Origin of the sequence: Microbacterium sp. Ag1 (assembly GCF_001005635.1) — a bacterium.
Taxonomy (GTDB): domain Bacteria; phylum Actinomycetota; class Actinomycetes; order Actinomycetales; family Microbacteriaceae; genus Microbacterium; species Microbacterium oxydans.
In genome coordinates, this window is the sequence record NZ_LBCR01000030.1 from 235,524 (window position 1) to 251,055 (window position 15,532).

Genomic DNA, 15,532 nt, shown 5'->3' on the forward strand with positions numbered 1-15,532 from the left:
GGGTCTCGGAAGTTGCTGGGGCTCCAGGCCTGGCGAGGCGCTCGATAGGCTGATCCCATGAAGATCGCCCGGTTCAGTCACGACGAAGCCATCATGTACGGGATCATCGACGAGCGTGAGCTCGTGGTGCTCGCCGGAGACCCGATGTTCACGGGGTACGAGACCACCGGTGCCCGCGTGCCGCTCGCGGATGCCGCTCTGCTCGCTCCGGTGATCCCGCGGTCCAAGGTCGTCTGCGTCGGCAAGAACTACCACGATCACGCGGCGGAGATGGGGGGAGAGGCCCCAGAGGAGCCGCTGCTGTTCCTCAAGCCGAACACCTCGGTGATCGGGCCCGGAGACACGATCGTGCGTCCGGCGCTCTCCAAGCGCACCGAGTACGAGGGTGAGCTCGTGGTGGTGATCGGCAAGATCGCGAAGAACGTGAAGGCAGAGAACGCACTCGACTACGTGCTCGGATACACGATCGGCAACGACGTCACCGCGCGTGACCTCCAGCGCAAGGACGGTCAGTGGTCGCGGGCCAAAGGCTTCGACACCTTCTGCCCGCTCGGTCCCGTGATCGAGACGGACTTCGATCCGGCGCAGGCCACGATCGAGACACGGGTGAACGGCGAGGTGCGGCAGCAGGCGCCACTCACCGACATGATCCACTCGGTGCCGGCGATCATCGAGTACGCGTCGGCGGTGTTCACGCTGCTTCCGGGCGACGTCATCATGACGGGGACTCCGGCGGGCGTGGGCACGTTCGTGGCGGGAGACGTCGTCGAGGTCGAGATCTCCGGACTCGGCATCCTTCGCAACACCGTGCGCGACGCCGTACCCGCGTCATGACCGATGTCGCCCTGACGGCGACGCAGCAGCAGGCGGTTCAGCGACGTACCGTCCTGGTCCTGTCGCTGGGGCAGGTGCTCGGCGGGATCGCCTTCGGTGCTACCGTCTCCCTCGGCGCCCTCCTCGCGGCGGACATCTCGGGGAACGATGCCCTCTCCGGTCTCGCGACAGCTTCCGTCACACTGGGAGCGGCCGCGTGCGCCATCCCGCTCGCACGTCTCGCCGCCCGTGTCGGGCGTCGTCGTGCGCTCACTCTCGGCAACCTGTTCGCCCTGGTGGGCATCGCGGTGGTCATCCTCGCCGCGTCTCTGCGGATCTTCCCGATGCTGCTCGTCGGCATCCTGATGATCGGGGCCGGCAACGCGGGAAACCTGCAGTCGCGGTTCGCGGCGACCGATCTCGCCGCGCCGCAGCACCGCGGACGAGACCTTTCCATCGTCGTCTGGTCGACCACGATCGGCGGGGTCGCCGGTCCGCTGCTTCTCGGGCCGGGGGAGATCGTCGGCCACGCGGTGGGGATGCCGCCGCAGACGGGTTCGTACCTCTTCTCCTTCGTCGCGCAGTGCGCTGCGCTCGTGCTGTACGTCGTCGCTCTGCGTCCGGATCCGCTGCTCGCGGCGCAGCGTCTCGCGAAGGCCTCAGCTTCGACGGACGGGGCGGTGGCCGTGGATCGGCCGCGCGTCGCCCGGTACGCGATCTTCGCGATCGCCGGATCCCACGTGGTCATGGCCTCGGTCATGGCCATGACTCCGGTGCATCTCTCGCACATGGCGCACGGCGCCGGGGGCATGGCAGCGACCCCCGCCGATGTGTCAGCGCTCGTGGGGATCACGATCGCGTTGCACGTGGGCGGCATGTACGCCCTCTCGCCCCTCTTCGGCGTGCTGGCCGACCGCTGGGGCAGGCTCCAGGTGGTGCTGCTCGGACAGGTGCTGCTCGCCGGTGCTCTGGCGTTCGCGGTGTTCACGGGGACGGAGGCCTGGGGCGTGATGGTCGCGCTCATCCTGCTCGGGCTGGGATGGAGCGCGGCGACGGTGGCCGGTGCCGCCCTTCTCACGGAGTCGTCCGCACCCGAGCTCCGCACACGGAGGCAAGGGCGCAGCGATTCCCTGATGAGCTTGTCCGCGGCGGCGGGATCGGTGCTGGCGGGCGTGGTGCTGGCGAACTTCCAGTACGCGGGACTCGGTGTGGCGGCCTTCGTCCTGGTCATCGCGGTCGTGGCGCTGTCCCCGCTCGCCCGCTCCGGCTCCCGATGAAGAACTGGGCCGGCGTCGGCGCGGCGTATTCCGCATCGTACGCCGCGCTCTGCGCAGGGACCTTCCCGGCGATGCAGCTCGCCCTCGGCGCACCGCGAGGGCGCAGTCTGCTCGACGTCGGCGCGGGTGACGGCAGGCTCGCTGCAGCATGGGCCGACGCGGGATGGCGCGTGCAGGCGTGCGAGCCGGAGGCGTCCATGCGCGCGGTGTCGCGCCGCGACCGTCCGCAGATCGTCACGATCGATGCGGGGCTGCCGGATCTGCCGTTCGCCGACGGCGCGGTCGATGTGGCCGTCGCGAACTTCGTCTTGAACCATGTCGGCTCCCCACGCAGGTCGGCGGCCGAGCTGCGGCGCGTGAGTCGTGGCCCCGTGGTCGCGACGATCTGGACGCTGTCGCCCTCATGGTTCTGGGCGGAGGTCACTGAACGCGCGGGAGTGGCGCCGTTCACCGGTGCGAAGCTCCCTGCCGACGAGGAATTCGAGCGGAGCGCCGCCGGCTTCGCGCAGATGCTTCGGGACGCGAGCCTGGAGCGCGTGACCGCCGCCGAGCACGGCTGGACCTGGCGCGCGGACCCGGATGCACTCTGGCGTTCGGTCGAAGGGGGCGTGGCCGGTGCCGGTGCTCTCTACGCCCGGCTCGGACACGATGATCGTCGGCGATTCCGTGCAGCGTTCGAGCTCGTCGTGGGCGAGCGCAGCGTCGAAGGCCTCCTGCCCCTGGAGCATCGTGCGGCGGTCGCCGTGAGCATGTCGCCCTGAGCATGTCGCCCTGGGTTCCGGCGGATGCGTTGCGCTCTGCGCTACGGTCAGAGCCATGTCCTCTCTCGCCGGACGGATCGCCGCAGGTGCCGTGCTCGCCGCCACCGTCGGTGTTCTCGCCGGGTGCGCGCCGAGCATCGGGACCCTGATGAGGGACAGCCTCGCCGACTCCGTGGAAGATGCGCAGGACGTGCTGTGGGAGTACCGCGACCAGATGGTCGAGGATCCGGAAGCGACCGTCGCCGGACTCGACTTCATCGTTGATGCGCGAGTCGGGGCGGACACCGGCAGCCACCTCTACACCCTGCTGGCCGTCGAGGAGGCCGGGGACGGCGTGGCCCTGACGCTCGCGGTGGAAGGCGGGGCGGAGACCGGCGGAGGGCTCTGGTACCAGCAGTCGACCGCCGTTACGTGCGTCGACTTCGTCTTCCCTGAGGCTGCCGCCGAGATCCGGACGGAGGGCGCTGCCTGCGGTGACGCCGTTGATGTCGCCAGCTACGACGAGGTCGTCCCGTTCTCAGACCTTCAGGTGCGGGAGACGGTGACGGCGGCGGATCACCCGCCTCCGATCTGCCAGTGTCACAGCGGTGGCGATTGCGACTGCCCAGGAGGCTGAGCCCTCGCGCCCGCCGACGGGCGAACGCGCGGTCCCCGTAGAATCGAAGGGCTATGGCTACCCCTCACCCCCTCACCACGACCGTCAGTGGTGCCGACGTCCGCGTCCGCTTCTGCCCCTCGCCGACCGGATTGCCGCACGTCGGCATGGTCCGCACGGCTCTCTACAACTGGGCGTACGCCCGTCACAACGGCGGGAAGATGGTGTTCCGCATCGAGGACACCGATGCCGCCCGTGACAGCGAGGAGAGCTTCCGCCAGCTGGTGGACGCGCTCACCTGGCTCAAGATCGATTGGGATGAGGGTGTCGAGGTCGGTGGACCCCACGCTCCGTACCGGCAGTCGGAGCGCCACGACATCTACCGCGAGGTGATCGACAAGCTCATCGCCACGGGAGCCCTCTACGAGAGCTACTCCACTGCCGAGGAGATCGACGCGCGCAACGAGGCCGCCGGGCGCGCCAAGCAGCTCGGTTACGACAACTTCGACCGCGACCTCACCGACGAGCAGAAGGCGGCGTTCCGTGCGGAGGGTCGTCAGCCGGCGCTGCGCCTTCGGGTGCCGGACGAAGACGTCACGTATGTGGACCTCATCCGCGGCGAGGTGACCTTCCCCGCAGGATCGTTCCCCGACTTCGTGGTCGTGCGCCCGAACGGTGTGCCGCTGTACACGTTCGTGAATCCGGTCGACGACGCGCTCATGGGCATCACGCACGTGCTGCGTGGTGAAGACCTGATGCCGTCCACCGCCCGGCAGCTCTCGCTGTATGCGGCTCTCATCGATGCGGGTGTGACGACGTTCGTCCCGCGGTTCGCGCATATGCCGTTGGTGCTGGGGGAGACCGGCAACAAGAAGCTCTCCAAGCGCGACCCGCAGGCGGATCTGTTCCTGCACCGCGACCGCGGCTTCATCCCCGAGGGACTGCTGAACTACCTCGCCCTGCTCGGCTGGTCGATCGGACATGACCGCGACGTGTTCTCGCTCGACGAGTTCACCGCCGCGTTCGACATCGTCGACGTGAACCCGAACCCGGCGCGCTTCGACCAGAAGAAGGCCGAGTCGATCAACGGCGACCACATCCGGATGCTCGGCGAGAAGGACTTCGCCGAGCGGACGATCCCGTACCTCGCCGCAGCCGGACTCTTCGACGAGCCGACGCACGAACAGCTGGTGACGGCATTCCGCGTCGCGCCTCTCGTGCAGGAGCGGGTGCAGCTGCTCGGCGAGGTGCCCGGCATGGTGGGCTTCCTGTTCACCGACGAGGTCTCGTACGCGGAGGACGCCCTCAAGGGCCTTCCGGCAAATGCTGCCGAGGTGCTCGACGCGTGCGTCGTGGCTCTCGAGCCCCTCGACGACTTCACCCCGGAGAAGATCCAGGAGGCCCTCGCCGCTGAGCTCGTCGAGAGGCTCGAGCTCAAGCCGCGCATCGCCTACGGTCCACCCCGTGTCGCCATCACCGGCCGCCGGGTCTCGCCGCCGCTGTTCGAATCGATGGAGCTGCTGGGCAAGGAGGAGTCGTTGCGTCGGCTCCGCTCGCTCTCGGTGTTCCTGGCCGGCTGAGTCGCGACGCGCCCGGGCGGCGGTCCTCGGCCCACCGGTTTTGGTGTTCCGCCGCCGCTCGGGTAGGCTTGACTCTCGGTGCGAGGCCCTGGTTTCGCCCTTGGGGTATGGTGTAATTGGCAACACGACGGTTTCTGGTTCCGTTATTCTTGGTTCGAGTCCAGGTACCCCAGCAAGATGAAAACCCCCGCTCAGGCGGGGGTTTCTTCGTTTCCGAGACCATCGCGTCGCGTCGAGGGACGACGAGGGCGCCGACTATTCTGGAAGGTGTGACAGGCACTCGAGTGGAAGCGGCATTCTCCCGCGCCGTCACCGCCTTCAGCACTCCGACTCTCGACCTGCTGCACGGCCGTTTCGCCCCCTTCGTCGTGGCGTCGCTGTCTCTTCTGTTCACGGCGGACCGGGTCTCCATCCCGATTGCCGACGCCCAGGCCGAGCTCGCGGAGATCCTCGATGAACTCAGGGATGCGGGCGACGATGACGACGATCGCCGGGTCCCTTCGGGAACCGGCCGCGACGTCGCGAGGAACTGGGTCCGCCTGGGCTGGTTGGTGCAGCAGATCGACGAGGACGTCGAGGTGTATCGACTCTCCGCGCACGCTGTCGAGGCTCTGGAGATCGCGGGGCGCACGGGCGGCGGGCGCACGCGCGTATCCAACTCCCGAGTGCGCACGCTCCTCGAGGCCGTGGAGCATCTGGCCGACAGCGCCGAGGCAGACCCCGTTCGTCGACTCGCCCGCCTCCGGGAGGAGCGCGCCGCACTCGATGCCGAGATCGATCGGATCGAGGAGTCGGGCAGAGCCGATCCACTCGATGATGAAGAGCTCTTCGAGGAAGCGGAGAACGTGCTGCATCTGGCGCGCGAGCTTCCCGCCGACTTCACCCGGGTCGCCGAATCCCTCAAACTCATGCAGCGCGACGTCGTCGCCCATCTGCGCCGTGATGAGCGGCCGACGGGTGAGGTGCTGCGCGAGTACCTGCAGCGTGCGCAGGATGTCATGAACTCGACGCCGGAAGGACGCGCCTTCGCCGGCGCTCTCAAGCTGATCGGCGATCCGGAGCGCATCGATGCCCTCACCGACCAACTGCATGGTCTGCTCCGACAGCCGTTGGCCCGGATGCTCGACAGCACGCAGCGGGCCGAGCTCGACGCGATCGGACGCCGCGTGGAGCTCGGGGTCGAGGAGGTGCTGGCTGCGCAACGTCGAGCCTCGCACGTCATCACCGGCCAGGTGAAGACGCACGATCCGCTGCGGGACCGTCAGATCGACGACCTGCTGCGTGACGTCATCGCCGCGTTGCACGTGTGGGACGGGACGGGGGCGAGCGACGCACCGGTGCGCAGTCTTCCGCTCGCCGACCTGGGGCACCTCAGGCAGACCGTGAGCAGCATCCGTCCACCCGCGGTCCCCGCCCCTCTGGCCGACGCCGGGGACGTCGAGTTCGCCGACGTCGACTCCCGCGCGTGGGGTGGTCCGAGGTATGCGGAGCTCGAGCAGTACGTCGCGGGGCTCGGACCCGAGTTCGATCTCGCCGCCGCATTCGCCGAGAGCGACGACGACACCCGGCGCCCTGTCGACCTCGTCGGACTGCTCGAGATCGCCCACCGCAACGGCATGACCGAGAGCGAGACGGTGTCGGTGGTCGAAGCTCTGCGCCCCGACGGCTCGACGCGACGCTTCGCGTTCGGTGCCGTCACGGCGCGCAACACGAAGGAAGACGCACATGCCTGAAGAGAGCCCCGCGCCGGAAGCAGCGGTCGATGACCCGTTCATCGCTCCCGTCCCCATGGAAGAAGACATCGAGGAGCATTTCGCCGGCGACCGCGGCACCCTCGATCCGGAGATCCGCCGTCTGCTCGCCCACATCCTTCAGCGGCGCTTCATCGCCGCGGAGCGCAACCGCAAGGAGTGGACGCTGCTGCTCGATCATCAGCACGTGATCGAGTCGCGTCTGAACGACCTGTACCTCCGACTTGTCGTCGATCACGGTCGCGGTTTCGCCTACAAGCAGCAGCTGCGCTCCGATGAGATCGATATGCCGGTGCTGCTGAAGGACTCCCCGTACACACGTGCGGAGACGCTCGTGCTCGTGCATCTGCGCACCGTCTACCAGCGGGAGTCCGCCGCCGGTGAGTCGTCGGTGCGCATCGACATCGAGGATCTCGAGCAGACCGTGCTGAGCTACTTCACCGATGTCGATGGCGGAACGGCACGGCAGCAGAAGGCGATCAGGAACGCGATGGACAGACTGGATCGCGAGGGGATCGTGCAGGAGGAGACCAGCGGGCGCTATCGGATCACGGCGCTCGTCGAGGTCGTCCTCAGCGCCGAGACCCTGAAGGAACTCCGCGACTGGCTGCGGTCGCAGGAAGCGGTGCAACGATGACGATGGTCGACACGCTCTTCGGGCTCATCCCCGCCGGCTCGCGGGGACAGCAGTGGATCGCGGACGAGCTGCAGCTGATCAACTGGGGTGGATACGACGGGGGCCCGCACCGGGTGCGCTTCTCGCCGAACGCCACGCTGCTGTGCGGCGGCTCCGGCTCCGGCAAGTCGACGCTGATGGACGCGTACATCGCGCTGATGATGCCTCACACGACGCCGTTCAACGGTGCGTCGAACGGCGGAGTGACCGGCCGACCGCGCGGCGAGGAGCAGCGGAACATCCTCTCGTACGGGCGAGGGAAGATCGACGAATCCCGCACGGAGGACGGCACCAAGCTGCGAGTCCTCCGCGGCGACGGCGAAGACACATGGAGTGCCATCGCGACGACCTGGCTCGACCACGACGGGTCGCGGTTCACCGCCGTGCGGGCCTGGTACATCCCGGCGGATGCCCGCGTGCTGGAGGACACGACCCGGGTTCGAGCGACCGTGAACGGGGCGTTCGACCTGGCACAGCTGGAGAAGGCCGCGACGCAGCGGCTCTCCGATGCGTCGGTGCGGGCAGCGGGACTGGAGACGCTGGCGACGGACCGGGAGTTCTCTGCCCGGCTGCAGGCGGTGCTCGGGATCGGGGCGGCCGGGTCCGGGGCGAAGGCGATCAGCCTGCTGGCCAGGATCCAAGCGGGGCAGCAGATCACCACGGTCGACGATCTGTACAAGAAGCTCGTGCTGGAAGAGCCGGAGACGATGGCCACAGCGGATGCCGTCGTGGCGCACTTCGATGAGTTGGAGAGCACGCGCACCCGGATGCTGACGGCGAAGCAGCAGGTCAGCGCACTCGAACCCATCCGCGGAATCAAGGAGCGCATCGCGGCTTCAGCCGAACGGGTACGGATCATCGACGAAGTCGGAGTCTTCACCGATCCGTCGTCCCTCGCCGCGCTCTGGAACGCTCAGCGCCGCTTGGATCTGCTGCGCGAGGTCGAGGTCGAGCTGGGTGACCGCTCCCGCGCCCTCAGCCTCGCCGTGCGGGAGAAGCGCGCCCTCGTCGACGCCGCCGATGCCGAGCGGGAGGGTCTGCTCGATGTCCTGCGGCAGTCCGGCGGTGACCGCCTCGAGACAGCGCAACGGGAGCTCCGCGTCGCCGAACGTCGCCTGGACGACGTGCGGCGGGAACGCGCGAAGTTCGACGCCATCGTGCGGGATCTCGGTGCGGAAGTGGAGAACGCCGACCAGTTCGAGGCCCTCGTGGCCGACAGTCGGGGTTCATCGCCGAGATCGGGGATCCGGGACGCGCGCGCGGCCTTCGCCGATGCCGAGACCGCCCGCAGGACGACCGAGCTCGAGATCTCACGCCTGCGTCAGGAGCGCGAGCGCACCGGTCTGGTGCGCGGCAGCATTCCCTCCCACCTCGACGAGTCCCGCGCCATGCTCGCGGAGGCGGCTGGTCTCGACCCTTCGGAGCTTCCCTTCGTGGGAGAGCTCATCGAGGTGCGGACGGAGTTCGAGCCGTGGCGCGAGGCCTTCAACCTCGCCCTCGGCGGCTTCGCCAGGACGCTCCTCGTCGACGCGGAGAAGCTGTCGTCCTTCCGGGCGGCGATCAACTCCACGCGCACCCCGGAGCGCCTGAACTACGAGGGCGTCCCCACCGGACTCCTCGAGGTGCGCAACGCCGATCCGCAGACCCTCCCCGGGAGGCTCGACTACCTGCCGACCCCCTTCACCGGGTGGCTCCAGCAGCGGCTGCAGGACCGGTTCGGATACGTGTGCGTCGACTCATCGTCCCAGTTGGACGCCCATCAGAAGGCGCTCAGCATCAACGGCCAGGTGTCGCAGGGCAGCAGGGGAGCCCACGGCGGTCAGGGACGCGCCAACGTGCTCGGCTTCACCAACGACCGTCGGCTTCGCGAGATCGATGACCAGCTGCGGCTGCTGACCGATCGTCACGACGGCTACGCATCGACGGCGCAGGACGCCGAAGCCGCCCTCGACCGCATCGAGGCACGATCGACCGCATTCGCGAAGATCGAGGACCTCACGTGGGAGCAGATCGATGTCGCCGCGGTCGAGGCCGAACGGGAACGTTGGCTCTCCGTCGAAGCGGAGGTCACGACAGCCAGCCCCGAGATCGCACAGCTCAAGCGTCAGGCGGAGGATCTGCGGTCCCGCGCGAGCACGCTCCGGGACGAGGAGGCGCGCCTCAGCAACGAACTCACCCAGACCCAGGAGCACTGGGGACAGGTCACCGACGACGTCGACGCCTGTCAGAGAGTGATCGATTCCGCGGCAGCCACGGACCTCTCGCTCGGCGAGACACATGCGTCGTTCCTGGACGGCCGGTTCCTGCACGCCGAGAGCGGGGCGAGCGTAACCGCGTCGGAGCGGCTCACACACCTGGACACCGCGCTCAGGACCGCCGCTCAGCGCCTGCACGAGGACCGTCGTGAGGCCGCGGAGGCCCACGAGCAGCAGCGCGAGAGCATGCGGCGACTGATGACGGGGTTCCTCGAGCGCTGGGACAACCTCACGATCCTGCCGGACCCCGACGAGTCCGTCGGCGAGTTCGAGAGCATTCTGGAGGCGTTGCAGACCAACGGGCTCCACGAGCTGGAGACCGAGTGGCGTGACAGTCTGCTCAAGCTCTCGGGGAACGACCTGACGAGCCTCGACTCGACTCTCAGCCGGTCGCTCCGCGAGATCAAGGATCGCATCGACCCGATCAACCGCATCATGGAGGAGCTGCCGTTCTACGACGACGACCATCGTCTGCAGATCACCCCGCGCGAGAATCAGAGCGAGGCACGCAAGCGGTTCCGCCGCGAGCTCCGCGAGGTGCGGGGACTGATCGACGCTGCCGAGACCGACGCCGAGCGCGAGGCCGTGTACCGCAAGATGAGCCGTCTGATCGGACGGATGCGCCGTACGGCCCCCGACTTCGCCGAGCTCATCGACGTGCGCAACCACGTGCGCGTGAGTGCCGAGCGGGTCACAGCGACGACGCGGGAGCATGTCGCGCTCTACGACCACATCGGCGAGAAGTCCGGAGGGGAGTCGCAGGAGCTCGTCGCGTTCATCGTGGGAGCAGCGCTGCGTTACCAGCTCGGAGATGCGGGCGCTGCCCGGCCGCGCTACGCCCCCGTCTTCATGGACGAAGCGCTCATCAAGGCGGATGCCCACTTCACGAAGCGCGCGATTGGCGCATGGCGTGGACTCGGCTTCCAGCTCGTGATCGGCGCGCCGAACGACAAGTACAGTGCGATCGAGCCGCACGTCGACGTCGAGTACGACATCCTCAAGGACACCCGCGGGCGCTCCTGGGCGAAGGCGAAGGTGGGTCTGCCGGACGCGGCGATCTGAGCGCGGCGGTGCGGGGCAGGAGGGTCCGCCTGCCTACTCGCACTCGCCGAGGAAGCCGAGGTAGCACACGGCTTCGTGGGTGACAGCCGCCTCGTAGTCGTTGTTGGACACCTGCCGCGTCGCGATCTCCGGGGTGCGCGTGAGGTGCCCGAAGTCGCCGAGCGAGGCCACGACCGTTCCCTCCGAGTCCTCGGCGCGCATACGGTCGATCTCGGCACGATGCTGTCCGCAGAGGGTAGCCGCGGCGGGGACCAGCTCGACCCCGGCGCAGGCTCCGGCGTACTGGGCCTCCATCGCGTTGATGCAGTCGGTCCAGTCCTGATCGACGGCGCACGGGCTCACACCGTCGTCGGCCACGAGGTAGAGGCCGGTCTCGTACTCCTCGCTGTGGAAGGTCTCGGGCTTCTCCGGCGAATCCACCTTCGTCCAGTGCCGGGCGGTGGTGAGGGCGACGACCACGACGATGAGGGCGATGAGCAGGAGTGCGCCGATCACCGACAGCGTCACCCAGAGCCCGACCCGGCTCTTCTTCTCCGGCTCGACGCCTGGCGTGACATGCGGTCCAGCGGCAGGCGGAGTGCCGCCATAGGCCGGGGGAGCGGCAGCGAAGGCGGCGGCGTGCATCAAGTCGTGGGTGCCGAGCGGCGCGGCCTGCGCTGTCACGGCCAGCCAGTACTCGTACCAGCTCAGGGTCGCCTGCGCGTCGGCGGCCACCTGCTGCGCCTCCGCATCCGTGAGGGGGAGGCCAAGGCCCGGCCGGGCACCGGGGTCCTGCAGCGAGGTGCGGAATTCGTCGAGAGACAGCGCCATGCTGGCGATGATGGCAGAAACCACGCTCGGCGGACAATCCGCTCGTGGATCGCGATGTCCCCGGCATCCGGAAGAATGTCGAGGTGATCGGTATGAGGAGCTTCTGGAACGCCCTGCCAACGGAGGGGCGCTGGCTGCTGTCGACGGTCGCGATCCAGACACTCGGACGCGGCATGACGCTCCCGTTCACGATCATCTACTTCCACGAGGTCCGTGGGTTCGACCTCGGGGTCTCCGGCGCTCTCATGAGCCTCATCGCGATCACCGGACTCGTGGTGACGGGCCCGGGAGGAACACTGATCGATCGGTTCGGTGCACGCCGGGTGCTGATCGTCGGGCTGCTGTCGATGATCGTGGGGTGCGCGCTTCTGGCATTCGCCACGCACCCTGTCGTCGCCGCGATCGCCGTCATGCTGATCGGCGTGAACTTCGGTGTGTCGTGGCCGGGTTTCAACGCGCTGATCGCGTCGGTGGTGGAGGGCGAGGTGCGCCAGCAATACTTCGGCGTCAACTTCGCTCTCGTCAACTTCGGCATCGGGGCCGGCGGAGTGATCGGAGGCTTCTTCGTCGACGTCAGCGACCCCGCGACGTTCACCACGATCTTCCTCGTCGACGCCGCGAGCAGCCTCGTTCCCCTCGCCCTGCTCCTGGGCCCGCTCCGACGTGTGCGCACTCAGCATGAGGCCGAAGAAGACGCACCGCCTGCCGGTGGATATCGCGAGATCCTGCGTCGCCCCGCCGTGCTCTGGCTGACCCTGCTCACGTTCCTCTCGGTGTTCATCGGCTACGGGCAGATGGAGGCGGGCTTCCCTGCCTTCGCCCGACAGGTGTCGGAGGTCTCGACGCAGGTGGTCGGCATCTCGTTCGCCGTCAACACCGCGGTGATCGTGCTGCTGCAGTTCGCCGTCCTCAGACTCATCTCCGGCAAGCGTCGTACGCGCGTGATGCAGGTGATGGCACTCATCTGGGCGCTGTCATGGGTGCTCCTCGGGGCGACCGGATTCCTGCCTGGCACCCTCGCCGCGGCGATCGGCGTGATCGCCTACATGGGTGTCTTCGCCTTCGGCGAGACGATGCTCCAGCCGACGGTTCCCGCGATCTACAACGATCTGGCTACCGATCGCACGCGTGGTCGGTACAACGCCATCAACTCGGCCGCGTTCCAGGGAGGGGCGATCCTCGGGCCGCTCGTCGCGGGTGTGATGCTCGGAGGAGGACTCGATGCCGGATTCATCGGCGTCATGATCGCGGGCAGTCTCGCCGTCGGAGTGCTGGCGATCGTCCTCGAGCGGGTCGTCTCCCCGACCGCCAACGGCGTCACCGGCATCCATCGAACGGACGAGGCGGACCGGCTCCCGACCCAATAGGCTCCGAGCATGGCTCTGGAGTCCCTCTTCCTCCGACTGGATCGGATCGCCGGTGGGCGGCAGGCCGGCGTCGCCATCAGCGAGACCGACCGCACGCATCCCAAGACGGTGCGCGCGTTCACCTGGATCATCTGGCTCCTCATCGTCGAGCTCGTCATCGGCGTCGGGGCCGTCGTCGTCGCGCTGGTGCTCGCGGTCGACGGCGAGTCGGTCTCGTTCGCCGTCTGGATGCGCACGCTCGTGGTGCTCGCGATGACGGCGACGCTGTTCTACTTCGCCTGGCGTGCACAGCGTGGCTGGCGGTGGGCGTATCAGCGCCTTCGTCTGTTCGCGCAGATCTTCCCCGTCATCACGCTCGTCATGGCGGCGATCCCCGGGCTCTACCCGCTCTGGATGGTGTCGGAGCAGATCGTCTTCAGCCTGATCATGATCGGCATCGCCGACTTCCTCACCAGCGACCACATGCGCAGCGCCTTCGCGGCGCCGCGCGCGGAAGCCGGGAGCGAATAGCACGGGGGCAGGGTACAGCGCCACTCCCTTCCGCGGATCCGTGCCACGGGGCATCCTCGAGCGCAGGCAGTCGAGGAAGGGCTCACGATGGCGAAACTCATCCGGGTTGTCCCCGGACAGGATCCGGGGTTCCGGCGCGTGCGATCGGGATCGGGGTTCCGGTACGTCGATCCGGCAGGGAACACGGCGCCCGAGGCCGATCGCGAGCGGATCAACGACCTCGTCATCCCACCCGCATGGCGGGATGTGTGGATCGCCGCGGACCCGCTCGCTCACATTCAGGCGGTGGGCGTGGACGGCGCCGACCGCAAGCAGTACCTGTACCACCCCCTGTGGCGGGTGAGCCGAGATCGCAAGAAGTTCGTGCGCGCCCTCGATCTGGCCGCCGCGCTGCCGCGCGCGAGAGCGCAGGTGACCCGGGCATTGGCCCAGGAGGGGCAGACGAAGGAGCGCGCCCTCGCCATCGCCTTCCGCCTTCTCGACGACGCAGCCCTCCGTATCGGGTCGGAGCGTTACCTGGTGCGACACGGCAGCCGCGGTCTCACGACACTGCGACGAAGAGATGTGCGTGTGGCGGGGAGTGATGTCGCATTGTCGTTCCCCGCCAAGAGCGGCCGCACGGCGTCGATCGAGATCACGGATGAATCCCTGGCCGATGCCCTGACCGACTTCGCCGCGGGCAAGTCGGGCGCTTTCCTGCTCGCGTACCGCCGAGGCCGGCGTCGCGTGCGTCTCACGCCCGCAGAGGTCAACGCCTATCTCCGGGAGGTCACGGGGGAGTCCTTCACGGCGAAGGACTTCCGCACGCTGCACGGCACGATCATCGCCGCGGACGCCCTCGCCCGGATCGGCGAGCTCGACAGCCGGAACCACCGGAGTAAGGCAGAGCGCCTTGCCGTGCAGGCGGCGGCGACGGCGCTCGGCAACACGACCGCGGTGGCACGAGCGAGCTACATCGATCCTCGGGTCTTCAGCCAATACGGACGCGGACGGACGCTCGACCTCTCCGTGACGCCCGAGAGCGCCATCAGGAGACTCCTCGGTGGTCCGGAGATCTCGAGGAAGGTCACCCGGCGATCCGGAGCCAGACGACGGCGATGAGCATCGGCACGAGGGGCGTGGCCACGGCTGCGATCACGGGCCACCACCGGGTACGCGTGTCGACGTGGCGTGCGCGAGCGGCGAGCATGTCGCCGTCACGCCGGTAGGTCCCCGGATCGAGAGGCGTCGCGGCCTCGTCGCGGTACAGCAGGGTTCTTCGCCCGACGCGATCGTGAAGCGCCGCGATCACGGTGAGGAAGCGCCGCAGTTCCTCCCCATCGGTCAGATCGACGGCGGGGAAGTAGACATGCAACGTGCTGTCCACGATCTCCAGGTCGAGGTCGGCGCTCTCGTCGACGAGGATCGCCATGAGGTCGGGAGTGAGCACATAGAGCGCGTCCGTCTCGTATCCCGGCGGCACTGACACGTCGAACACGTCGCTGAAGTCCCCCTCGAGCCGGATGCGGGTTCGGCCGGTCGGACGCCGAGGGAGCACGCTGAGCGCCCCGCCACCGCGCCGCGACCGGAGCATGATCCTCGGAGCCTCGGACGGCAGCGGGATGCGGACAGCGCGCACGGTGTGCATCGTCGCGCCCTCTCCATCGCCGACCACGAAGGTGCGTTCGACGCTGTCGAAGGGGACGGCGCTGTGTCGGGCGTCCAGGTGGTCCTGCGCGGTGCGGTCGCCGCGATCGACCTGCTCGTCGATGGAGCCGCCCCACGGGTGGTCGCCGATGTCAGCGCGATACCGCCAGCCCAAAGCCGCGGCGGTCTCGGCGAGGGCGGTGCGCCGTCGACGATGCCGACTGATGGACATCGTCGACCACGCGACGAGTGCGGCGCCGAGCAGCATCGTCGCGACCTGGGCGTACACGAGCGTCGTCCCGGACAGCGCGAATCCGATCGGCAGGAGATAGAAGGCCAGGGCTCCGGCGATGACGAGCGTGGCGACCGACGACGCGACCAGTGTCAGGCTGCCCCATCCGCGAGCCGTCGCGAGTGGGGCGGCCCGACCGGCCGAGAAGGGTGCCACG

General features: G+C 68.5%; 13 protein-coding genes and 1 tRNA gene. 12 read left to right on the forward strand and 2 right to left on the reverse strand.

Going from position 1 to position 15,532, the window contains the following annotated elements; all coding sequences use genetic code 11:
• Positions 1–57: 57 nt before the first annotated feature.
• The 9 genes from AAY78_RS11435 (at position 58) to AAY78_RS11475 (ending at position 10,770) form a co-directional block, all read left to right on the forward strand.
• Positions 58–834 (forward strand): fumarylacetoacetate hydrolase family protein, encoded by a 777-nt coding sequence (locus AAY78_RS11435; protein WP_046748416.1) that lies wholly within the window; start codon positions 58–60, stop codon positions 832–834.
• On the forward strand, positions 831–2,090 hold the full coding sequence (locus AAY78_RS11440; protein WP_046748417.1) for an MFS transporter: 1,260 nt from the start codon (positions 831–833) through the stop codon (positions 2,088–2,090). Before AAY78_RS11435 ends, AAY78_RS11440 begins: the two co-directional genes overlap by 4 nt.
• On the forward strand, positions 2,087–2,851 hold the full coding sequence (locus AAY78_RS11445; protein ID WP_046748418.1) for a class I SAM-dependent methyltransferase: 765 nt from the start codon (positions 2,087–2,089) through the stop codon (positions 2,849–2,851). The genes AAY78_RS11440 and AAY78_RS11445 overlap by 4 nt, the downstream gene beginning before the upstream one ends.
• A 55-nt stretch (positions 2,852–2,906) precedes the next feature.
• Complete coding sequence (locus AAY78_RS11450; RefSeq protein ID WP_046748419.1) at positions 2,907–3,467, forward strand: hypothetical protein; 561 nt, start codon at positions 2,907–2,909, stop codon at positions 3,465–3,467.
• Positions 3,468–3,520: 53 nt separating this feature from the next.
• A complete protein-coding gene (gene gltX, locus AAY78_RS11455; protein ID WP_046748420.1) occupies positions 3,521–5,026 on the forward strand; it encodes a glutamate--tRNA ligase in 1,506 nt (501 codons plus the stop codon).
• Positions 5,027–5,127: 101 nt separating this feature from the next.
• Positions 5,128–5,199 (forward strand) — tRNA-Gln (locus AAY78_RS11460).
• A 96-nt stretch (positions 5,200–5,295) separates the two neighbouring features.
• Positions 5,296–6,759: a DUF3375 domain-containing protein gene (locus AAY78_RS11465; protein WP_046748421.1), complete on the forward strand. Its 1,464-nt coding sequence runs from the start codon at positions 5,296–5,298 to the stop codon at positions 6,757–6,759.
• On the forward strand, positions 6,752–7,414 hold the full coding sequence (locus tag AAY78_RS11470; protein WP_046748422.1) for a DUF4194 domain-containing protein: 663 nt from the start codon (positions 6,752–6,754) through the stop codon (positions 7,412–7,414). The genes AAY78_RS11465 and AAY78_RS11470 overlap by 8 nt, the downstream gene beginning before the upstream one ends.
• Positions 7,411–10,770 carry an ATP-binding protein gene (locus AAY78_RS11475; RefSeq protein WP_046748423.1) on the forward strand — a complete coding sequence of 1,120 codons (3,360 nt, stop codon included), beginning with the start codon at positions 7,411–7,413 and terminating at the stop codon, positions 10,768–10,770. The genes AAY78_RS11470 and AAY78_RS11475 overlap by 4 nt, the downstream gene beginning before the upstream one ends.
• A 33-nt stretch (positions 10,771–10,803) precedes the next feature.
• Here the strand turns inward: AAY78_RS11475 and AAY78_RS11480 are convergent, their stop codons facing one another.
• Positions 10,804–11,580 (reverse strand): hypothetical protein, encoded by a 777-nt coding sequence (locus AAY78_RS11480; RefSeq protein ID WP_156172649.1) that lies wholly within the window; start codon positions 11,578–11,580, stop codon positions 10,804–10,806.
• A 44-nt stretch (positions 11,581–11,624) separates the two neighbouring features.
• Here AAY78_RS11480 and AAY78_RS11485 point away from each other — a divergent pair, with 44 nt between their 5' ends.
• The 3 genes from AAY78_RS11485 to AAY78_RS11495 all read left to right on the forward strand — a co-directional run bounded on the left by AAY78_RS11485 (position 11,625) and on the right by AAY78_RS11495 (position 14,558).
• Complete coding sequence (locus tag AAY78_RS11485; protein ID WP_231589707.1) at positions 11,625–12,947, forward strand: MFS transporter; 1,323 nt, start codon at positions 11,625–11,627, stop codon at positions 12,945–12,947.
• Positions 12,948–12,956: 9 nt separating this feature from the next.
• Positions 12,957–13,457 (forward strand): hypothetical protein, encoded by a 501-nt coding sequence (locus AAY78_RS11490; RefSeq protein ID WP_046748425.1) that lies wholly within the window; start codon positions 12,957–12,959, stop codon positions 13,455–13,457.
• A gap of 87 nt (positions 13,458–13,544) precedes the next feature.
• A complete protein-coding gene (locus AAY78_RS11495) occupies positions 13,545–14,558 on the forward strand; it encodes a DNA topoisomerase IB (protein WP_046748426.1) in 1,014 nt (337 codons plus the stop codon).
• On the opposite strand, the gene AAY78_RS11500 is transcribed toward AAY78_RS11495, so the two are convergent.
• Positions 14,524–15,531, reverse strand: a complete 1,008-nt coding sequence (locus AAY78_RS11500; RefSeq protein ID WP_231589708.1) for a DUF3137 domain-containing protein — start codon at positions 15,529–15,531, stop codon at positions 14,524–14,526. The genes AAY78_RS11495 and AAY78_RS11500 overlap by 35 nt on opposite strands.
• Between the last annotated feature and the right edge of the window lies 1 nt (position 15,532).

Excerpts from the sequence above, each read along its gene's own strand:
- AAY78_RS11435 (WP_046748416.1), top strand. The coding sequence starts at position 58 with ATGAAGATCGCCCGGTTCAGTCACGACGAAGCCATCATGTACGGGATC.
- AAY78_RS11440 (WP_046748417.1), top strand. The coding sequence starts at position 831 with ATGACCGATGTCGCCCTGACGGCGACGCAGCAGCAGGCGGTTCAGCGA.
- AAY78_RS11445 (WP_046748418.1), top strand. The coding sequence starts at position 2,087 with ATGAAGAACTGGGCCGGCGTCGGCGCGGCGTATTCCGCATCGTACGCC.
- AAY78_RS11450 (WP_046748419.1), top strand. The coding sequence starts at position 2,907 with ATGTCCTCTCTCGCCGGACGGATCGCCGCAGGTGCCGTGCTCGCCGCC.
- gltX (WP_046748420.1), top strand. The coding sequence starts at position 3,521 with ATGGCTACCCCTCACCCCCTCACCACGACCGTCAGTGGTGCCGACGTC.
- AAY78_RS11470 (WP_046748422.1), top strand. The coding sequence starts at position 6,752 with ATGCCTGAAGAGAGCCCCGCGCCGGAAGCAGCGGTCGATGACCCGTTC.
- AAY78_RS11475 (WP_046748423.1), top strand. The coding sequence starts at position 7,411 with ATGACGATGGTCGACACGCTCTTCGGGCTCATCCCCGCCGGCTCGCGG.
- AAY78_RS11480 (WP_156172649.1), bottom strand. The coding sequence starts at position 11,580 with ATGGCGCTGTCTCTCGACGAATTCCGCACCTCGCTGCAGGACCCCGGT.
- AAY78_RS11490 (WP_046748425.1), top strand. The coding sequence starts at position 12,957 with ATGGCTCTGGAGTCCCTCTTCCTCCGACTGGATCGGATCGCCGGTGGG.
- AAY78_RS11495 (WP_046748426.1), top strand. The coding sequence starts at position 13,545 with ATGGCGAAACTCATCCGGGTTGTCCCCGGACAGGATCCGGGGTTCCGG.